This is a genomic window from Megasphaera geminata F0357 (assembly GCF_000239275.1).
GTDB classification, from domain to species: domain Bacteria; phylum Bacillota; class Negativicutes; order Veillonellales; family Megasphaeraceae; genus Megasphaera; species Megasphaera geminata.
This window is the reverse complement of record NZ_JH417615.1, coordinates 29,489-43,786: the sequence shown is the minus strand read 5'-3', so window position 1 is coordinate 43,786 and position 14,298 is coordinate 29,489. Positions and strand designations below refer to the sequence as shown.

Genomic DNA, 14,298 nt, shown 5'->3' with positions numbered 1-14,298 from the left:
CCCTTATATGGTTTCCCGTATCAATAGTCCTGAACTCGCTTGATACGGCTCAAATAAAATTCAACATGGTCTTGTTCCGCCGGTTCCTTATCGGTAAAAACCCAACGCCGCGGTACGGCTACGGTACCCAGATTCCGGCCGATACGCACCTTTACGGCCGTATCGTTTACTTCTTCCAATATGCCGCCAACAAGGCATGGTCCCGTATCCGTGTCGGCCGAAAGGGGCGTATAATCATAATCCAGCGGCTGTTCCGTTACTTGCAGATAGCTGAAATAGAATCCTATTCTGTCATTTTCAGTAATATCATCGGGGTGCAGCAAGAGAGATTTCTTTACGTACAGTACCCCCAAGCGTCCGTTCAGGTTTATTTTCACATCGTCGCCGGCCGTTTTTGTGTTAACACCGCCCATGAGAACAGGGTTTAACTGATAGCTCAGTTCTGCCATTAGTGCAATGTACCTACATCCAAGAGCACTGTTTCCGGTTGGCCGACCAATTTATTGTTGTCGTTGAAGATTTCATTATTCCATTTCTTAGGCGCCGGCAACACTTCAACCCCGGCCATTTCGTTCTTGAGCATCTGAATAGCGCGAGCCGCAACGGAAGCGGTTACGCAGGAGCAACCGGCAACATCGTTTTCAAAACCGCCTTTATCCATATTTTCTTCAACCATAGCTTTGGCATATTCGTTGCCGACAACAAGCTGGCCCTGGTATGCGCAGAAAGATACGCCGACTACGGGGATGCCGCGTTTACCGGCCTGCCCGATATGTTGAATAAAGTCGATATGATTGTTTCCGAACCCTTCAGTTGTAATAATGCAACCGTCGATATCCAGGCTTTCAAGCAAAGAGCCGAGCCGTTCGGAAACCCAAAGTTTTTCGTCATTAACCTGAGGCGAACCTATGCATACAACACCGATCAAGTCAAGTTCATCGTCTTCCGCCAAGCCTTCTACTAACGGTTCCCGGATATAGTGGCGGGTCATTTCCTTCGTTGCAGGCCCAATGCAAGTGAGCGCATGGATAGAGCCGTCACGAACCTGGTTCGGTGTTAACACAACGGGAACGTTACCGAGATCGACGTTCTTCTGTCCACCGAGGATACCGCAAGGTTCTGTCGGGCAAAGAACATTGTCATGCATAGCTCCCTGGCCCATGATTTCTTTTACGAGTACAACGCGGGGATTGCCTTTGCGGCGAAGATCTTCACAATGTTCTTCACGGACAACCTCACCGTTGTATTTTTTCAACTGGTCGCGAACCGCCTGAATAATGAAATCTTCACATTTATGTGCCGCAAACGGACCGGGGCGGCTCATACCGGTAAGGCGTTTAATAACGGCATGGCAACGGATAATGATATCATCTTCGTCGGCACAACCGGGATGTCCGAAGTACATTTTTTCATCAAGGAACCCTTCGGAAGAACCGAATTCATGAATCTGGACGCCGTCTTCATCAACACCCGTGAGCATAAATACAACGCCGTCGGCAACTTTGGTAATACCTTCGCCGAGTTCGCCTTCAACTTTGGTTGCAATAGGGCACACGTCCATAATCGTATCCGTATAAATATGGCGTTCGTTCGGTTTGATTACATCCAATTTGAGGCTGACGCATAAGGGATCCTGTTCGGCGGCTTCTTTTACGATATTGCCGTCAATCGTAATTTTACCGTTTTCAATCTTTGTTTCTTTCCCGATTTCCGCATCCGTGATTTTCACGTGCTGTTTAAGCAGCGTACGGATGACCGTCTTCTGTCCGGACGGCGCTTCCGCAGCGGCGGGCGCAGCGGTTACACCGGGAACGCCGAGAGCGGCACCCACAGGAATATCAAGGGAAAGACCTTCAAGTTTTTCAATATCAAGATGAATCATACCATTACCTCCTGCTGTACTTGTGGTTACATGTGTGACCGCCTGCTTCGGGACAGGGGCAGAACCGGAAGGAGCCGTTTTCCGGACTTCATTGACTTTGTCCAGTACATCACGCGTAATCGGCGTCAATGCTTCCGTATCCTCCAAAAGCGTGCTCCCCAACACTTCTTCGATGGTCAAGCCGTCATCGCTGAGCGTAAGCAAACCCGCTTCAACCATATCATCGAACAGGGACGGATCTTCCAAATCGGCAGCACCGATAACCGTACCTTTTTCGCGTCTGCAGCAAAAAATCGCGGGATCTTTCAAGTGCTGTTCCAGTGTTTCCTTTGTAATCGACATTACTATCACTCTCCTTTTTAAGATTTTATCTTTATACAATGTATACACATTGTTAAAAGCTAACCTTTCATTCTCCTGATAAGTTTATGATTAACAGCCCGTAACGCACCGTCCGTACAATGGTACACGGGCAGTTTCAATTGCGGTGCACAGGACATAACCGTATTGGAACAGTCCGAACAGTTGCTGATAAGAATGGCATCGGCGCCGGACTTCTTAATAGCCATGACCTTCTGTACCTGGCCTGGACAGTGCCCGGGGTTCTCACATTTACGCGTACCGTTTTTCATGAGTTTTGCCTGTTTGCAGAACTCCACATCCGTCACTTCAGCACCCATTGACGCGGCTATTTGTTCCAGCCGTTGCTGATTGGCTCCGCAGGCACAGACAAGAAGGCCTATTTTCTTCGGCCCCCGCATAAACTCCTGCGTTACGAGGATACCACCGGTTGTCTTCACCACGGGGTCATCCAAAGTGACGCGTTTGCCCATAAAAGGTCCGCCCATAATGATTTCACCGTATTCACCATTGATACCGCCGGCCTTTTCAATCATTGCCCTGACGGATATTCCCAGAGGAACATCGTGGAATACTTGAATGAGTTCACCGTTTATCTTACCTGCCACTGTCATGTCTTTATCAATAAGAGGTTTTTTCAAGTCCACCGCTTCCTGTACGCGACAGACCGATTCGGCATTGATAACAATAGCATTGGCGGCTGACGGCAATGCCGTTACATCGAGAAGAGTATCGAGCACTTCCCGTACAATAGCCCGTTCATCACCGACCGGATAGATATTCGGCAAGTAATGCAAGGTAATCCGGGAATCCTTTAAATTGGCTTCCAGCGCTTTGACAGCTTCTTCATGAATATCTTTGATAGCGATAACGCCTTTGGGAGCGCCGACCACTTCCATGACGATTTCCAACCCCCGAATAAGCTGCTGCGGATTCTTTTCTATAGCCTCGATATTGTGTGATAAAATAGGTTCACATTCGGATGCGTTAGCGATTACAACACCACCGGGGCGTAATTTCTGTCCCAGCTTCACATATGTCGGAAACCCCGCCCCGCCCAGACCGACAAGGCCTGCTTCTTCAATAAGAGCGAGCGGCTCACTCTGCGTTAACCGTATGTACTCTTTCGATTGTTCCGCAGCGGGCTCGACGGTAACCGCCTTATCCGTGACGGCCGTGACTTTGCCGCTGACACTTGTGAAAATATTGCTCCCCATCTTATCTGCAGGCTTCGCTGCAAGCAACTGTCCGCGCTTTACAAGATCCCCCTCTTTTACAACAACTTCAGCAGGAGTACCGATATGCTGTTGTAAAGGAAATACAAAATTTTCCAAATTATACCCTCCCATCCAATGTCAAATTTAATTCATACTTACTTTAATCCTTCAGCTGTTCTTTTTATGTGCCAAAATTCACACTCTCTCGTTCTTGTCTCTCAGTTTACGCATAACTCCCCTTGAACAAAACAGGAAAAATTGAATTCCATTTGAATCATTGATATATAGACTCATTTATACAATAAATCGCTCTTACTTAAAAATCATAAATATGATAAAATAAGCTCATGTACTAGTTCCGCAAATCACGAAGTTTTTTTTAATCAATATACCCACTCTACACGGGCAGGAGGTGATTATGATATATGCTCGAAGAAAATTACAATCTTGCCTTAAAAAAGATCATAAAATTCACGAAATCAAAATCTGTCGACCTGGCGAAAGCTATCGGGTATGACGTTTCGTATATCAGTAAGTGGAAGAGCGGCAGTAAATTGCCTTCGTCCCGTTCAGTTCAGACCATTAACAGCGCATTAGGCGCTTATTTTGCAAAACGTCTGGAAGAAATAGATAAAGCGGACGATTACAGACAAACATTCACCACAGGTGACAACGACGGTACGACAGCCTTTTCCATTACGGAATATCTTAACAGGGCTTACAGGCATTCCTTACAGCGGCAGCCGCGTACAAAAAAAACAAATACGTCAACGGCAAGTATTTCCATCGGTCATCGCGACGTAACGACGTTCCTGAACACGGCCCTGCAAGCATGTCTGCAAGAAGCTACGGAGCCGCAGGAATTGATTGTCTACGGCGAATTCTGTACCTTATACGATGCGGGCTTCTGGGAACTCTTATGCGGCTTGCCCAATACACAAAAACTGACCGTCCGCATCGGGTTGGATTTAGACAAACTTGAAAAATCGCCGGCCTACATAACGGCGCTCTATGAAATCTTAAACAGATGCCTTTATGCGGATTTTTATTTTTACGATGTCACCGACAGTACGGATACCAGGTTGATTCTTCTGAAGAATCGACTGGCCGTTCAATACGATTTTGGGAAAAAAGGCGAATTTATTATGGCGACCTCCGTTGAAGATCCGCTTCTCGTGCAGGATATATTAGATAAATTATCCGCCTTTATGCCGCGCGTCAGAGAGTTGATGGCAAGCGCACCGGCTCCCTGGATTACCGATATCGGGTACAGGACCTCCTTTTACGCAGCGCGAAAGTTTTTCTTTTTTCTTACGAACGGTATCGAATACCTCCTGCCCCACGATGTATTTCACCGTATTTCCGCTCAAATCGGCGCTCCCGAAAACACTTATATCGACCAGCTCCAAATTACGTGGGAAGAACTGTTGTGCCGCGCGGATTTGGATGTGGTTATTCCGTTCAATTCACTTATACGCTATCTTGAAGAAGGCCATATCGATTTAACGACAGTTCAATATACCATGACCGAAGATGAACGCCGCGGACATATTGAAGCAATTATGCATTATCTAAAGGAAAACGACTCTATGTCCATCGGTATCGTTACCTTATCTGAAGAAACGACAGCCTATAAAAACGCGAATCTGTCGTTCTACTCGAACTACGACACGGCATTTTTCAAGAAAAATCCGCGTCTTATCCGTAATGATGCAAAACCCTTTTATATGATTAAAAGCAGGCGCCTGCAACAACTTTTCTTAAACTCTTTTAAATCCTTAAAATCTTCAAATCATTACCATACCTGTTCAGGCAATGATGTAACACGCATGTATCATCTTTATAAACCGATCATCGAAAAAATCATTACCACGAAATGACTCCTTCCGATCGCCGCTCGTGATCGAGCGGCATAATCAAAAAGAGACGATTCATAAGAATCGTCTCTTTTTGATTACCGTTAATCGGCTTTTGCTATCGCTTCTTTCATAACTTTTACGTATTCATAAATATGAGACCCCGCCTCGCTGCCGTACTCGGCAATAATCTTGACGACAGCACTGCCGACGATAACGCCGTCCGCCATACCGGCGATTGTCACAGCCTGTTCCGGCGTATTAATACCGAAACCGACTGCTGCCGGCACGGTTGTGACGGAACGGACCTCTTCCAGAATTTCATGCAGGTCCGTTTTAATTTCACCGCGTGTTCCCGTGACGCCGAGAGATGAAACAATATATATAAACCCGTCACCGGCCCCGGCAATTGCTTTAATCCGTCCCTTTGATGTCGGCGCAATCATGGAGATGAGAGATACCCCGTTTTCCACCGCCGCAGCGGCGCATTCACGGCGTTCTTCAAAAGGCATATCCGGTATGATGACACCGTCGACGCCGATCTCCGCACACTTGGCAAAGAATGCATCAGTTCCATATTTAAAGACAGGATTAATATACGTCATAAATACGAGAGGAATACGCGACTTTTCCCGAACCATCTCAACAAGTTTAAACACGGCCCGTAAGTCCGTATGCGCGGCAAGGGCACGAATATTGGCGGCTTGAATAACCGGCCCTTCCGCTATAGGATCGGAAAAGGGAATCCCTATTTCAACCAGATCCGCGCCGGCCCTCTCCATTTCCAAAATATATTCACAACTCTTTTCAAGGGACGGATCACCGGCCGTCAAAAAAGCGATAAACGCCTTACCGCCGGCAAAAGCTTGAGCTATTCTATTCATGCAAATTCCTCCCTCTGTAGCGGGCAATGGCCGCTACGTCTTTGTCACCGCGCCCGGACAGGCAGACTATAATGCAATCGTCTTTCGATAAGGTCCGTGCGACCTGCATAGCCCGGTATACGGCATGGGCACTTTCAATGGCACAAATAATGCCTTCCGTGCGGGCTATGTATTCAAACCCTTCTACGGCCTGGTCATCGGTTACGGGGATATATTCGGCGCGCCCCGTCTCCTTCAAGTAGGCGTGTTCAGGTCCGATGCCCGGGTAGTCCAAGCCGGCGGAAATAGAGTATACCTGATCGATCTGACCGTCTTCATTCTGGCAAAAGAGCGACTTCATGCCGTGGAAAATGCCGACCGTTCCCTTAGTCAGCGTCGCCGCATGAAGAGAAGTGTCAATACCCTTGCCGGCAGCTTCACAGCCGATGAGGCGAACATCCCTGTCACCAATAAAGTGATAAAATATGCCGATAGCATTGCTGCCGCCGCCGACACATGCCATGACGACTTGCGGCAGCTTTCCTTCCGCCTCAAGAATCTGCGCCCTCGCTTCTTTGCCGATAACCGCCTGAAAATCACGTACCATCATGGGGAAAGGATGGGGCCCCATAGTCGAACCAACGACATAATGTGTATCATCTACACGACCGACCCATTCACGCATAGCCTCATTAACGGCATCTTTAAGGACGCGTGTCCCCGATGTGACAGGATGCACTTTAGCTCCGAGCAATTCCATGCGATAAACATTGAGCGCTTGTCGCTCCGTATCTTCTTCACCCATGAAAACGTCGCATTCCAGGCCCATAAATGCCGCTGCCGTCGCCGTCGCCACACCGTGCTGCCCGGCTCCCGTTTCGGCGATGACACGGGTCTTTCCCATCTTTTTGGCTAAAAGACATTGGCCGAGAGCATTATTGATTTTATGTGCGCCTGTATGATTCAGATCTTCCCGTTTTAAATATATCTTTGCCCCGCCCAGATCCTCGGTCATGCGTCCGGCATAATACAGACGGGACGGCCTGTTTGCGTAGCTGTTTAACAGATCCTGCAGTTCCTCTTGAAAAGCGGGATCTTTCTTACAAGACTCATAAAACTCCGTTAATTTGTGAATTTCGTTCATCAGCGTTTCCGGTACATATTGTCCGCCGAATTGGCCGAATCTGCCGTTCTCCATAATATCCTCCTTTACTGTGAACGCACAAGGCGCATAAATGCTCTCATCTTGGCCGCATCTTTACGGCCGTTCGATTCAATGCCGCTGCTTACATCCAACGCATAAGGGGCGTAAGCCATAGCTTTTTTAACATTACAAAGGTTCAGGCCGCCCGCCAGAATATAGGGCCGTTTTATCAGCCGCAGCAAGTGCCAGGGAAATACTCTGCCCGTACCGCCCGCCCCGTTGTCGAGCAATATCAGATCGGCATCGGATTGTTCGGCCGCTTCGATATCCGCCGCATCGGCCACGGAAAACGCTTTTATGAGCGGCACGTCACATTGTGTTCGCAACTTCTTTATATATGTCTTATCTTCACGGCCGTGAAGCTGCACAACTTGTATCGTCCCGCTTATTACAAGCTGAAGGATATGTTCTACAGGTTCAGCCGCAAAAACACCTACTGCCGGGATGTGATGACATAAAAGACTGCGCAACGCGGCTGCCTGCTCATCCGTTACTCTTCTCTTTTTACCGGCAAAAACAAAGCCGACATAATCAGGCTTCAGTTCATTGGCAACGCTTATGTCTTCAGGTCCGGTGAGACCGCAGAATTTAACCTTCATCAGTGCCTCGAAGTTCTGCCAGGGCCGCTTTCTTATTTCTGCTGGTCATCATTTTTTCACCGATCAGAACCGCGTCGACACGGGCTTCTCTCAGCCGCTCTATTTCTTCAGCCGTATGTATGCCGCTTTCCGCAACAAAAACGATATTAAACGGCACACTCTTCCTCAGATTTAGACTTGTTTCAAAGGATACGGAAAAATCTTTCAAATTACGGTTATTTACACCGATAATATCCGCGCCTGCAGCCAATGCCCGCCTGATCTCCTCGGCATTGTGCGCTTCAACGAGTGCGTCCATGCCGAGGCTCTTGGCGAGATCGATAAACTCTTTCAACTCTTCGTCCGGCAGGAGCGCGCACAGTAAAAGGACAGCCGCAGCACCCGCAACTTTCGCCTCATAAATTTGATAGGCTTCGACAATAAAGTCTTTGCGCAAGACCGGGACGGACACGGCTGCAGCGATTTCTCTCAAGTATTCCAGAGAACCGAAGAAAAAATCCCTTTCCGTCAGAACCGAAACAGCTGCGGCCCCGGCCTCTTCATAGTCGCAGGCTATTTGTTTATACGGGAAAGCTTCGGCAATAATGCCCCTGGAAGGAGAGCCTTTTTTAACTTCGCAAATAAAAGAAATATCCCGTTGGCGGATGGCCTTCTTAAAAGACGGTTTGTTATGTTTTTCCATCGCCACGGCCCTGTTTTTAATTTCTTCGTAGGATACTTTTTCCATATCTTCAGCCAAGCGAATGTATACCTTCGCCGTTATATCTTCAAGTATCATGTTCGTCTCCTCCTATACTGCGTGTGTTGCCGCAATATACGCATTCAATGCAGCCGCCGCCTTGCCGTCGTCAATAAGTTCGCCTGCCAAAGTTACGCCTGCCTGCAGGGACTTCGCCCTGCCCGCCACGTAAAGACCGGCGCCGGCGTTCAGAAGGACGGCATTTCGTTTAGTTCCTCGTATCTCACCGTTTAAGACTCCCCTCGTAACGGCCGCATTTTCCGCCGGTGTGCCTCCCGTAAGTTCTTCCTTTGTACCTGACTGTAACCCGAAATCTTCCGGACGGATCGTATAGGTTTTAAAACCGCCTTCTTCAAATTCACAGACTTTCGTCGCCGCCGAGGCTGAAATTTCATCCATTTGATCCGTACCGAAGACGGCCATACCGTGCTTGACGCCGAGGCCCTGCAGTACGCGGGCCAGCGGTTCAACCAGTTCCTCTTTATATACGCCGAGGACTTGTATACTCGCGTGAGCCGGATTGGTGAGTGGCCCCAAAAGATTAAAAACAGTAGGAATCGCCAGCTCTTTGCGGACAGGGGCGACATATTTCATGCTTTTATGATACTGCTGCGCAAAGAGGAAGCAAAATCCCGTTTTTTTAAGTACAGCCTCACTCTGCCGTGCATCAAGCCGAATATCGGCACCCAGTTCTTCGAGGACATCGGCTGCACCGCTTTTCGAGGTAGCCGCACGGTTACCGTGTTTTGCCACACGGCAGCCGGCGGCTGCCGCTACAAAGGCGGAGGTCGTCGAAATATTAAAAGTAAACGATTTATCACCGCCCGTGCCGACAATTTCTAACAGATCCCCGTTTACTTCCAACGGCATCGCGTGTGACCGCATCACTTTGGCACAGGCCGTAATTTCTTCCACTGTGGCTCCTTTCGCCTGGAGCGCGGTCAGAAAGGACGCCGTTTCTACGGAAGTGGCCTTACCGCTCATTATTTCATTCATAATTTCTTCCGTTTCGGTCAGCGTCAAATTGATACGATCGACTAATTTTACAGTGCCTTCTTTGATCATTATATATCCCCCTGTCTGTTTACTCACATCCGCAAAAAATTCCGTATAATATCGGGACCGTTCGGCGTCAATATCGACTCGGGATGAAACTGCAGGCCGTAAACGGCCTTTTCTTTATGCCCTACCGCCATTATTTCGCCATCATCGGCCACAGCCAGCACTTCCAGTTCATTCGGCAAGGTTTCCGGCGCCACCGCCAACGAATGATAGCGGCCGACATCAAAACAATCGGGCATTCCGGTAAAAAGAGGATGCCTGCCAACGACTTCAGCGCGAGACGTCTTCCCGTGCATCAGCGCTTTCGCATACGTCACGGTCCCGCCGTAAACCTCACAAACAGCCTGATGTCCGAGACAAACGCCGAGAAGGGGGATTTCTCCCGCCACTGCTTTAATCAGATCTTCACAAACGCCGGCATCACCGGGTTTACCGGGACCGGGTGAAATAATAATCTTTTACGGGCAATATGGATAAATTTCATCAACGGACAGGTCATCGTTACGGATCACTTTTATGTCCGGTTGGAACTGTCCGAGCAATTGGCAGAGATTATAAGAAAAGCTGTCATAATTATCAATGAGCAAAAGCATCAGTCAATCCCTCCGTTCGCCTTTTCCAATGCCTGTACGACGGCCTTGGCTTTATTCTTACATTCCTCATCTTCCGCTTTGGCTACGCTGTCCGCAACAATACCTGCCCCGGAGCGGACATATACGTGCCCGCCTTTCTTATAAGCCAGACGAATGGCGATGCATGTATCCATATTGCCCGTAAAATCAATATACCCTACGGCGCCGCCGTAAATACCCCGTTTATTTCTTTCCAGTTCATCAATAATCTCACAAGCCCTGATTTTCGGGGCGCCTGAAAGGGTACCGGCGGGTAAAACGGAACCAATGGCATCAATAGCCGTCTTATGCGGATTTATTTCCCCCGATACGGTGGAACCGATATGCATGACATGAGAAAACTTCAGAATCCGTAAATATGTCTCGACGCGAACAGAACCGAAAGTACTGACGCGTCCCAGGTCATTACGCCCTAAATCAACGAGCATATTGTGTTCGCCCAATTCTTTTTCATTATTGATCAAGTCCTCTTCAAACGCCTCGTCTTCCGCCTCGGTCTTACCGCGCGGTCTCGTGCCCGCCAACGGATACGTAAAGAGTTTATTCCGTTCCAGTCGAACTAAGGTTTCCGGCGACGAACCGGTAATTTCCATATCGTCCCCGGCCAGGTAAAACATATACGGCGACGGATTCACGGCACGCAAGACTCTGTATGTATCAAAAAGGCTGCCTCGGGCTTTTGCGCAAAGCCGGTTGGAAAGGACAACCTGGAAAATGTCCCCTTCGCGAATATGCTCCTTGCCTTTTTCCACCATGGCACAATACTCTTCTTCATCGAAGAGAGCCGTAAATTCGCTTTCCAGCTCAAGCGGCTCCACCTTCACTTTTTTTCCCGCCAGGAGGAGATCGTGCATCTTTGTCAATTCAAGTTGTGCTTTACGGTAATTTTCTTCAAGTGCCTCAAGATAAACATTGGCAATAAGGATAATTTCCCGTTTCAAATTATCAAAGACGATCACCTTGTCAAAGACCATGAGGTCGAAATCATAAAATCCTTCATCATCAACTGCCGTAAGCTGCAGCGACGGTTCACTGTATTTAATATAATCATACGAGAAGTAGCCTGCCAAGCCGCCGGTGAAAGGCGGCATGCCTGCCAATCGGGGAGCTTTGTTTTTTTCAAGAATCTGACGGATAAATACGTCGGGATTCTCGGTTTTCACCGTCACGCCGATACCGTTTGCCAGACGTACAACACCGTCTTTGCACGTAATTTCCATCTGCGGGTCATACCCGAGAAAGGTATAACGCCCCCACCGTTCGGAATCTTCCATGCTTTCTAAAAGGCAGCATCGGGAGCTGATATTTCTCACGATACGCAGGGCTTCCACGGGTGTGCATATATCGGCATACATGCGGCGGCAGACGGGCACGACATTATAGGTATCTTTATATTGATACATTTCTTCAAGCGTCATCATAATCGGTCATCCTTTCCGTAAAAAATCCGTCCATGACAAAATATGTCAAGGACGGATTCAGTTCCGCGGTGCCACCTTGGTTCGGGAAATAACTCCCACTCTCGACGGAATACTAACATATTCCCGACAACTGACGTATGCCATCACGTCGCAAAATACTCGGTCAAAACCTTTCCCTGCGCCCTCAGCGGCCCATTTGACGGTCTGCGTTCTGCCGGATCCCACCATCCCGGCTCTCTGTAAGTGCACGAATTCGCCGTTACTTCCGCTTCTTCGGTTTCATGGACGATATGTAATTGATGTTTTTCATATTACTCGCATTTAAGTCATCTGTCAATACTGCATTACAAAAGGTTTCATGCCAATACCGGCGTTTCTGCAGTTTACGGCCAACTCGCTGCAACCGTCGTCTGCCGTCATGAAACCCGGCTTGAGAACAACTGCGTTCTTTTATTACGGTACCGGCCTTCTGTGGTATAATAAGAATCAAATCAGTTATTTTTTATCTTTATACAAACAGGGAGGATTTCTGTATATGAGAAAATCCGTGAAACAATCCTTAAAAGCGGGCATCATTGCCGGTATTTTCGCTTTTTCCTTCAGTCCTGCCGCACCTGTCATCCGGACAGCGCAAGCTATTGACTGGACAAGTTTTGCCGGTGCGGGTATTCAATATATTGCCCTTGAAAAGGAAATTAAATATCTTGATAACGACGGCCGAAATGAATTTTTTGAACAAATGAAAAAGAAGTACGGCGTCAATGACGATCCTCGTGCCAATACCATGCTGGATCGCATCATGACACGCTTATCCGCTTCCATTGCGCAAACGGATTCTTCTATTGTAAAAAAACCGTACAACTATTTCGTCAATAATGATACCAGCTTCAATGCATTCTGTACAATCGGCCATAATCTGAGCATCAATATCGGCGCCTTTGAACCGCTCAATTACAATGAAAATGAAATAGCCTTCATTCTGGCGCATGAAATGGGGCACGGCCAAAAAGGCCACCCCATACAGGGTATCCGCAAACAAATGCCTCTCATCCTGGCCGGAGCGGCGGTTGGCGGCGACCGGACAACACAGCTTATTACGGGCATTTTATCTCAAGTAGGCACGGCCAAACTGATCACAAAACCCATGGAGAGGGAAGCCGATGCACTGGCTTTCGGTTATGCCGTCAACGCGGGCTATAATGTCGGTGCCGGTGCAGCCGTATGGCAGCGCGTTCTTGACAGAAATCCGGGTAAAACAACGGGCGGTATCAACGAACTTTTTAACGATCACCCGACAAACATTTCCCGCCGTGATAAATATAGCGAAGATATTACCAAATGGAGCAATAATGTTGTCAAGATCAATGCCCAAACAGGCATGATCTCTCTGCACGGCAAAGACTGGTATCAGCCGGAAGACATGTCTTCCATGAGCGGCAAAGAACGGGCTTACCTTATTGCAGGCAATCTTTCGGCCGTCTATCACAACGGCAGAAAGCCGACAGCGGGCGACGTTTACATCGGCAATGATAACCTTCTTTATGTAGGGCAGCAGCCGATTATGGATCTTTCTCCGGCACAAAATCCGTCAGCGGTTACAAACGATCTGAAAAAACTTATCTAATCCGTATAAGGGAGACTGCAACGATAATGAATCAGGAAATGAAACTGGCCGTCCTTATTGACGCCGAAAATATTTCAAACAAATACATTGACGTAATCCTCTCGGAAGCCAATAATCTCGGCAATGTCGTCTATAAGCGGATTTACGGCAACTGGACGACGCCGCAGATGGCTTCGTGGAAAAACATCATCCTCGATAACGCCATTCAGCCAATCCAACAATACAGCAATACGATTCGCAAGAATTCATCCGATTCGGCACTCATCATCGACACGATGGATCTCCTCTACCAAAGCGCCCTGGACGCTTTCTGTATCGTTTCGTCGGACAGTGACTTCACACGTCTTGCGTCACGCCTGCGGGAATCTCAGAAGTATGTTCTCGGTATGGGCGAAAGCAAAACGCCTCGGTCTTTCATTTCCGCATGCAACAAATTCCTTTACCTGGATGTTCTCTTCGAAGAAGCGGAAAATGAACCGAATCATATAACCGACGATACGGCCACACCGCTTGAAAAAGACAAAGGTTCCCGCATCAATGTCCCGTTTACGGACGATTATCTTGCCCTCGACAAAACTCTCGGCAAAGACTTGTCTACCATTAAGCTGGCTCTTGTCAAGCTGACGGAAGAAAACTCCGATGAAGACGGCTGGATTTTCTCCGGCACTCTCGGCAATCTCCTGAATAAGCAGTTTTCCGACTTTGATGTACGTAATTTCGGGTATAAGAAATTCGTTCCTTTTATCGAATCGCTCGACCTCTTTGACGTCTACACGACGACGGATGATAAAAACACGGCGATTAAGCACAATTATTTCCGTGTAAAAACAGACAGAAAG

The 14,298-nt window shown here is 48.0% G+C and carries 12 protein-coding genes and 1 pseudogene; 3 read left to right on the top strand and 10 right to left on the bottom strand.

Annotation, left to right across the window (positions count from 1 at the left end):
• Positions 1 to 20 precede the first annotated feature (20 nt).
• From HMPREF0080_RS08115 to prdC, 3 genes are read right to left on the bottom strand one after another with little or no spacing between them, the layout of a single operon-like run.
• Positions 21 to 449, bottom strand: coding sequence for a CBO2463/CBO2479 domain-containing protein (locus HMPREF0080_RS08115; protein WP_006790969.1), 429 nt, complete (start codon positions 447 to 449; stop codon positions 21 to 23).
• A complete protein-coding gene (gene prdA / locus HMPREF0080_RS08110) occupies positions 449 to 2,224 on the bottom strand; it encodes a D-proline reductase (dithiol) proprotein PrdA (RefSeq protein ID WP_006790968.1) in 1,776 nt (591 codons plus the stop codon). The genes HMPREF0080_RS08115 and prdA overlap by 1 nt, the downstream gene beginning before the upstream one ends.
• A 59-nt stretch (positions 2,225 to 2,283) precedes the next feature.
• Positions 2,284 to 3,576, bottom strand: coding sequence for a proline reductase-associated electron transfer protein PrdC (gene prdC / locus HMPREF0080_RS08105; protein ID WP_040347579.1), 1,293 nt, complete (start codon positions 3,574 to 3,576; stop codon positions 2,284 to 2,286).
• A 308-nt stretch (positions 3,577 to 3,884) separates the two neighbouring features.
• On the opposite strand from prdC, the gene HMPREF0080_RS08100 reads away from it, so the two are divergent.
• On the top strand, positions 3,885 to 5,339 hold the full coding sequence (locus HMPREF0080_RS08100; protein ID WP_006790966.1) for a helix-turn-helix domain-containing protein: 1,455 nt from the start codon (positions 3,885 to 3,887) through the stop codon (positions 5,337 to 5,339).
• Between the two features lie 80 nt (positions 5,340 to 5,419).
• On the opposite strand, the gene trpA is transcribed toward HMPREF0080_RS08100, so the two are convergent.
• The 7 genes and pseudogenes from trpA to HMPREF0080_RS08065 all read right to left on the bottom strand — a co-directional run bounded on the left by trpA (position 5,420) and on the right by HMPREF0080_RS08065 (position 11,835).
• Positions 5,420 to 6,199: a tryptophan synthase subunit alpha gene (trpA, locus tag HMPREF0080_RS08095; RefSeq protein ID WP_006790965.1), complete on the bottom strand. Its 780-nt coding sequence runs from the start codon at positions 6,197 to 6,199 to the stop codon at positions 5,420 to 5,422.
• On the bottom strand, positions 6,192 to 7,376 hold the full coding sequence (gene trpB / locus HMPREF0080_RS08090; protein ID WP_006790964.1) for a tryptophan synthase subunit beta: 1,185 nt from the start codon (positions 7,374 to 7,376) through the stop codon (positions 6,192 to 6,194). Before trpB ends, trpA begins: the two co-directional genes overlap by 8 nt.
• A gap of 11 nt (positions 7,377 to 7,387) precedes the next feature.
• Positions 7,388 to 7,981 carry a phosphoribosylanthranilate isomerase gene (locus HMPREF0080_RS08085; protein ID WP_006790963.1) on the bottom strand — a complete coding sequence of 198 codons (594 nt, stop codon included), beginning with the start codon at positions 7,979 to 7,981 and terminating at the stop codon, positions 7,388 to 7,390.
• Complete coding sequence (trpC, locus tag HMPREF0080_RS08080) at positions 7,971 to 8,759, bottom strand: indole-3-glycerol phosphate synthase TrpC (protein WP_006790962.1); 789 nt, start codon at positions 8,757 to 8,759, stop codon at positions 7,971 to 7,973. The genes HMPREF0080_RS08085 and trpC overlap by 11 nt, the downstream gene beginning before the upstream one ends.
• Before the next feature lie 12 nt (positions 8,760 to 8,771).
• On the bottom strand, positions 8,772 to 9,785 hold the full coding sequence (trpD, locus tag HMPREF0080_RS08075; RefSeq protein WP_040347576.1) for an anthranilate phosphoribosyltransferase: 1,014 nt from the start codon (positions 9,783 to 9,785) through the stop codon (positions 8,772 to 8,774).
• Between the two features lie 23 nt (positions 9,786 to 9,808).
• Positions 9,809 to 10,375: pseudogene (locus HMPREF0080_RS08070) on the bottom strand (anthranilate synthase component II).
• The gene (locus tag HMPREF0080_RS08065; RefSeq protein ID WP_006790958.1) at positions 10,375 to 11,835 is read right to left on the bottom strand and encodes an anthranilate synthase component I family protein; all 1,461 of its coding nucleotides are present in this window, start codon (positions 11,833 to 11,835) and stop codon (positions 10,375 to 10,377) included. The pseudogene HMPREF0080_RS08070 and the gene HMPREF0080_RS08065 overlap by 1 nt, the downstream one beginning before the upstream one ends.
• Positions 11,836 to 12,370: 535 nt before the next feature.
• On the opposite strand from HMPREF0080_RS08065, the gene HMPREF0080_RS08060 reads away from it, so the two are divergent.
• Complete coding sequence (locus HMPREF0080_RS08060) at positions 12,371 to 13,459, top strand: M48 family metallopeptidase (RefSeq protein WP_040347600.1); 1,089 nt, start codon at positions 12,371 to 12,373, stop codon at positions 13,457 to 13,459.
• A gap of 26 nt (positions 13,460 to 13,485) precedes the next feature.
• Positions 13,486 to 14,298: NYN domain-containing protein (locus HMPREF0080_RS08055; protein WP_006790956.1), on the top strand; the 813-nt coding region annotated here is incomplete at its 3' end.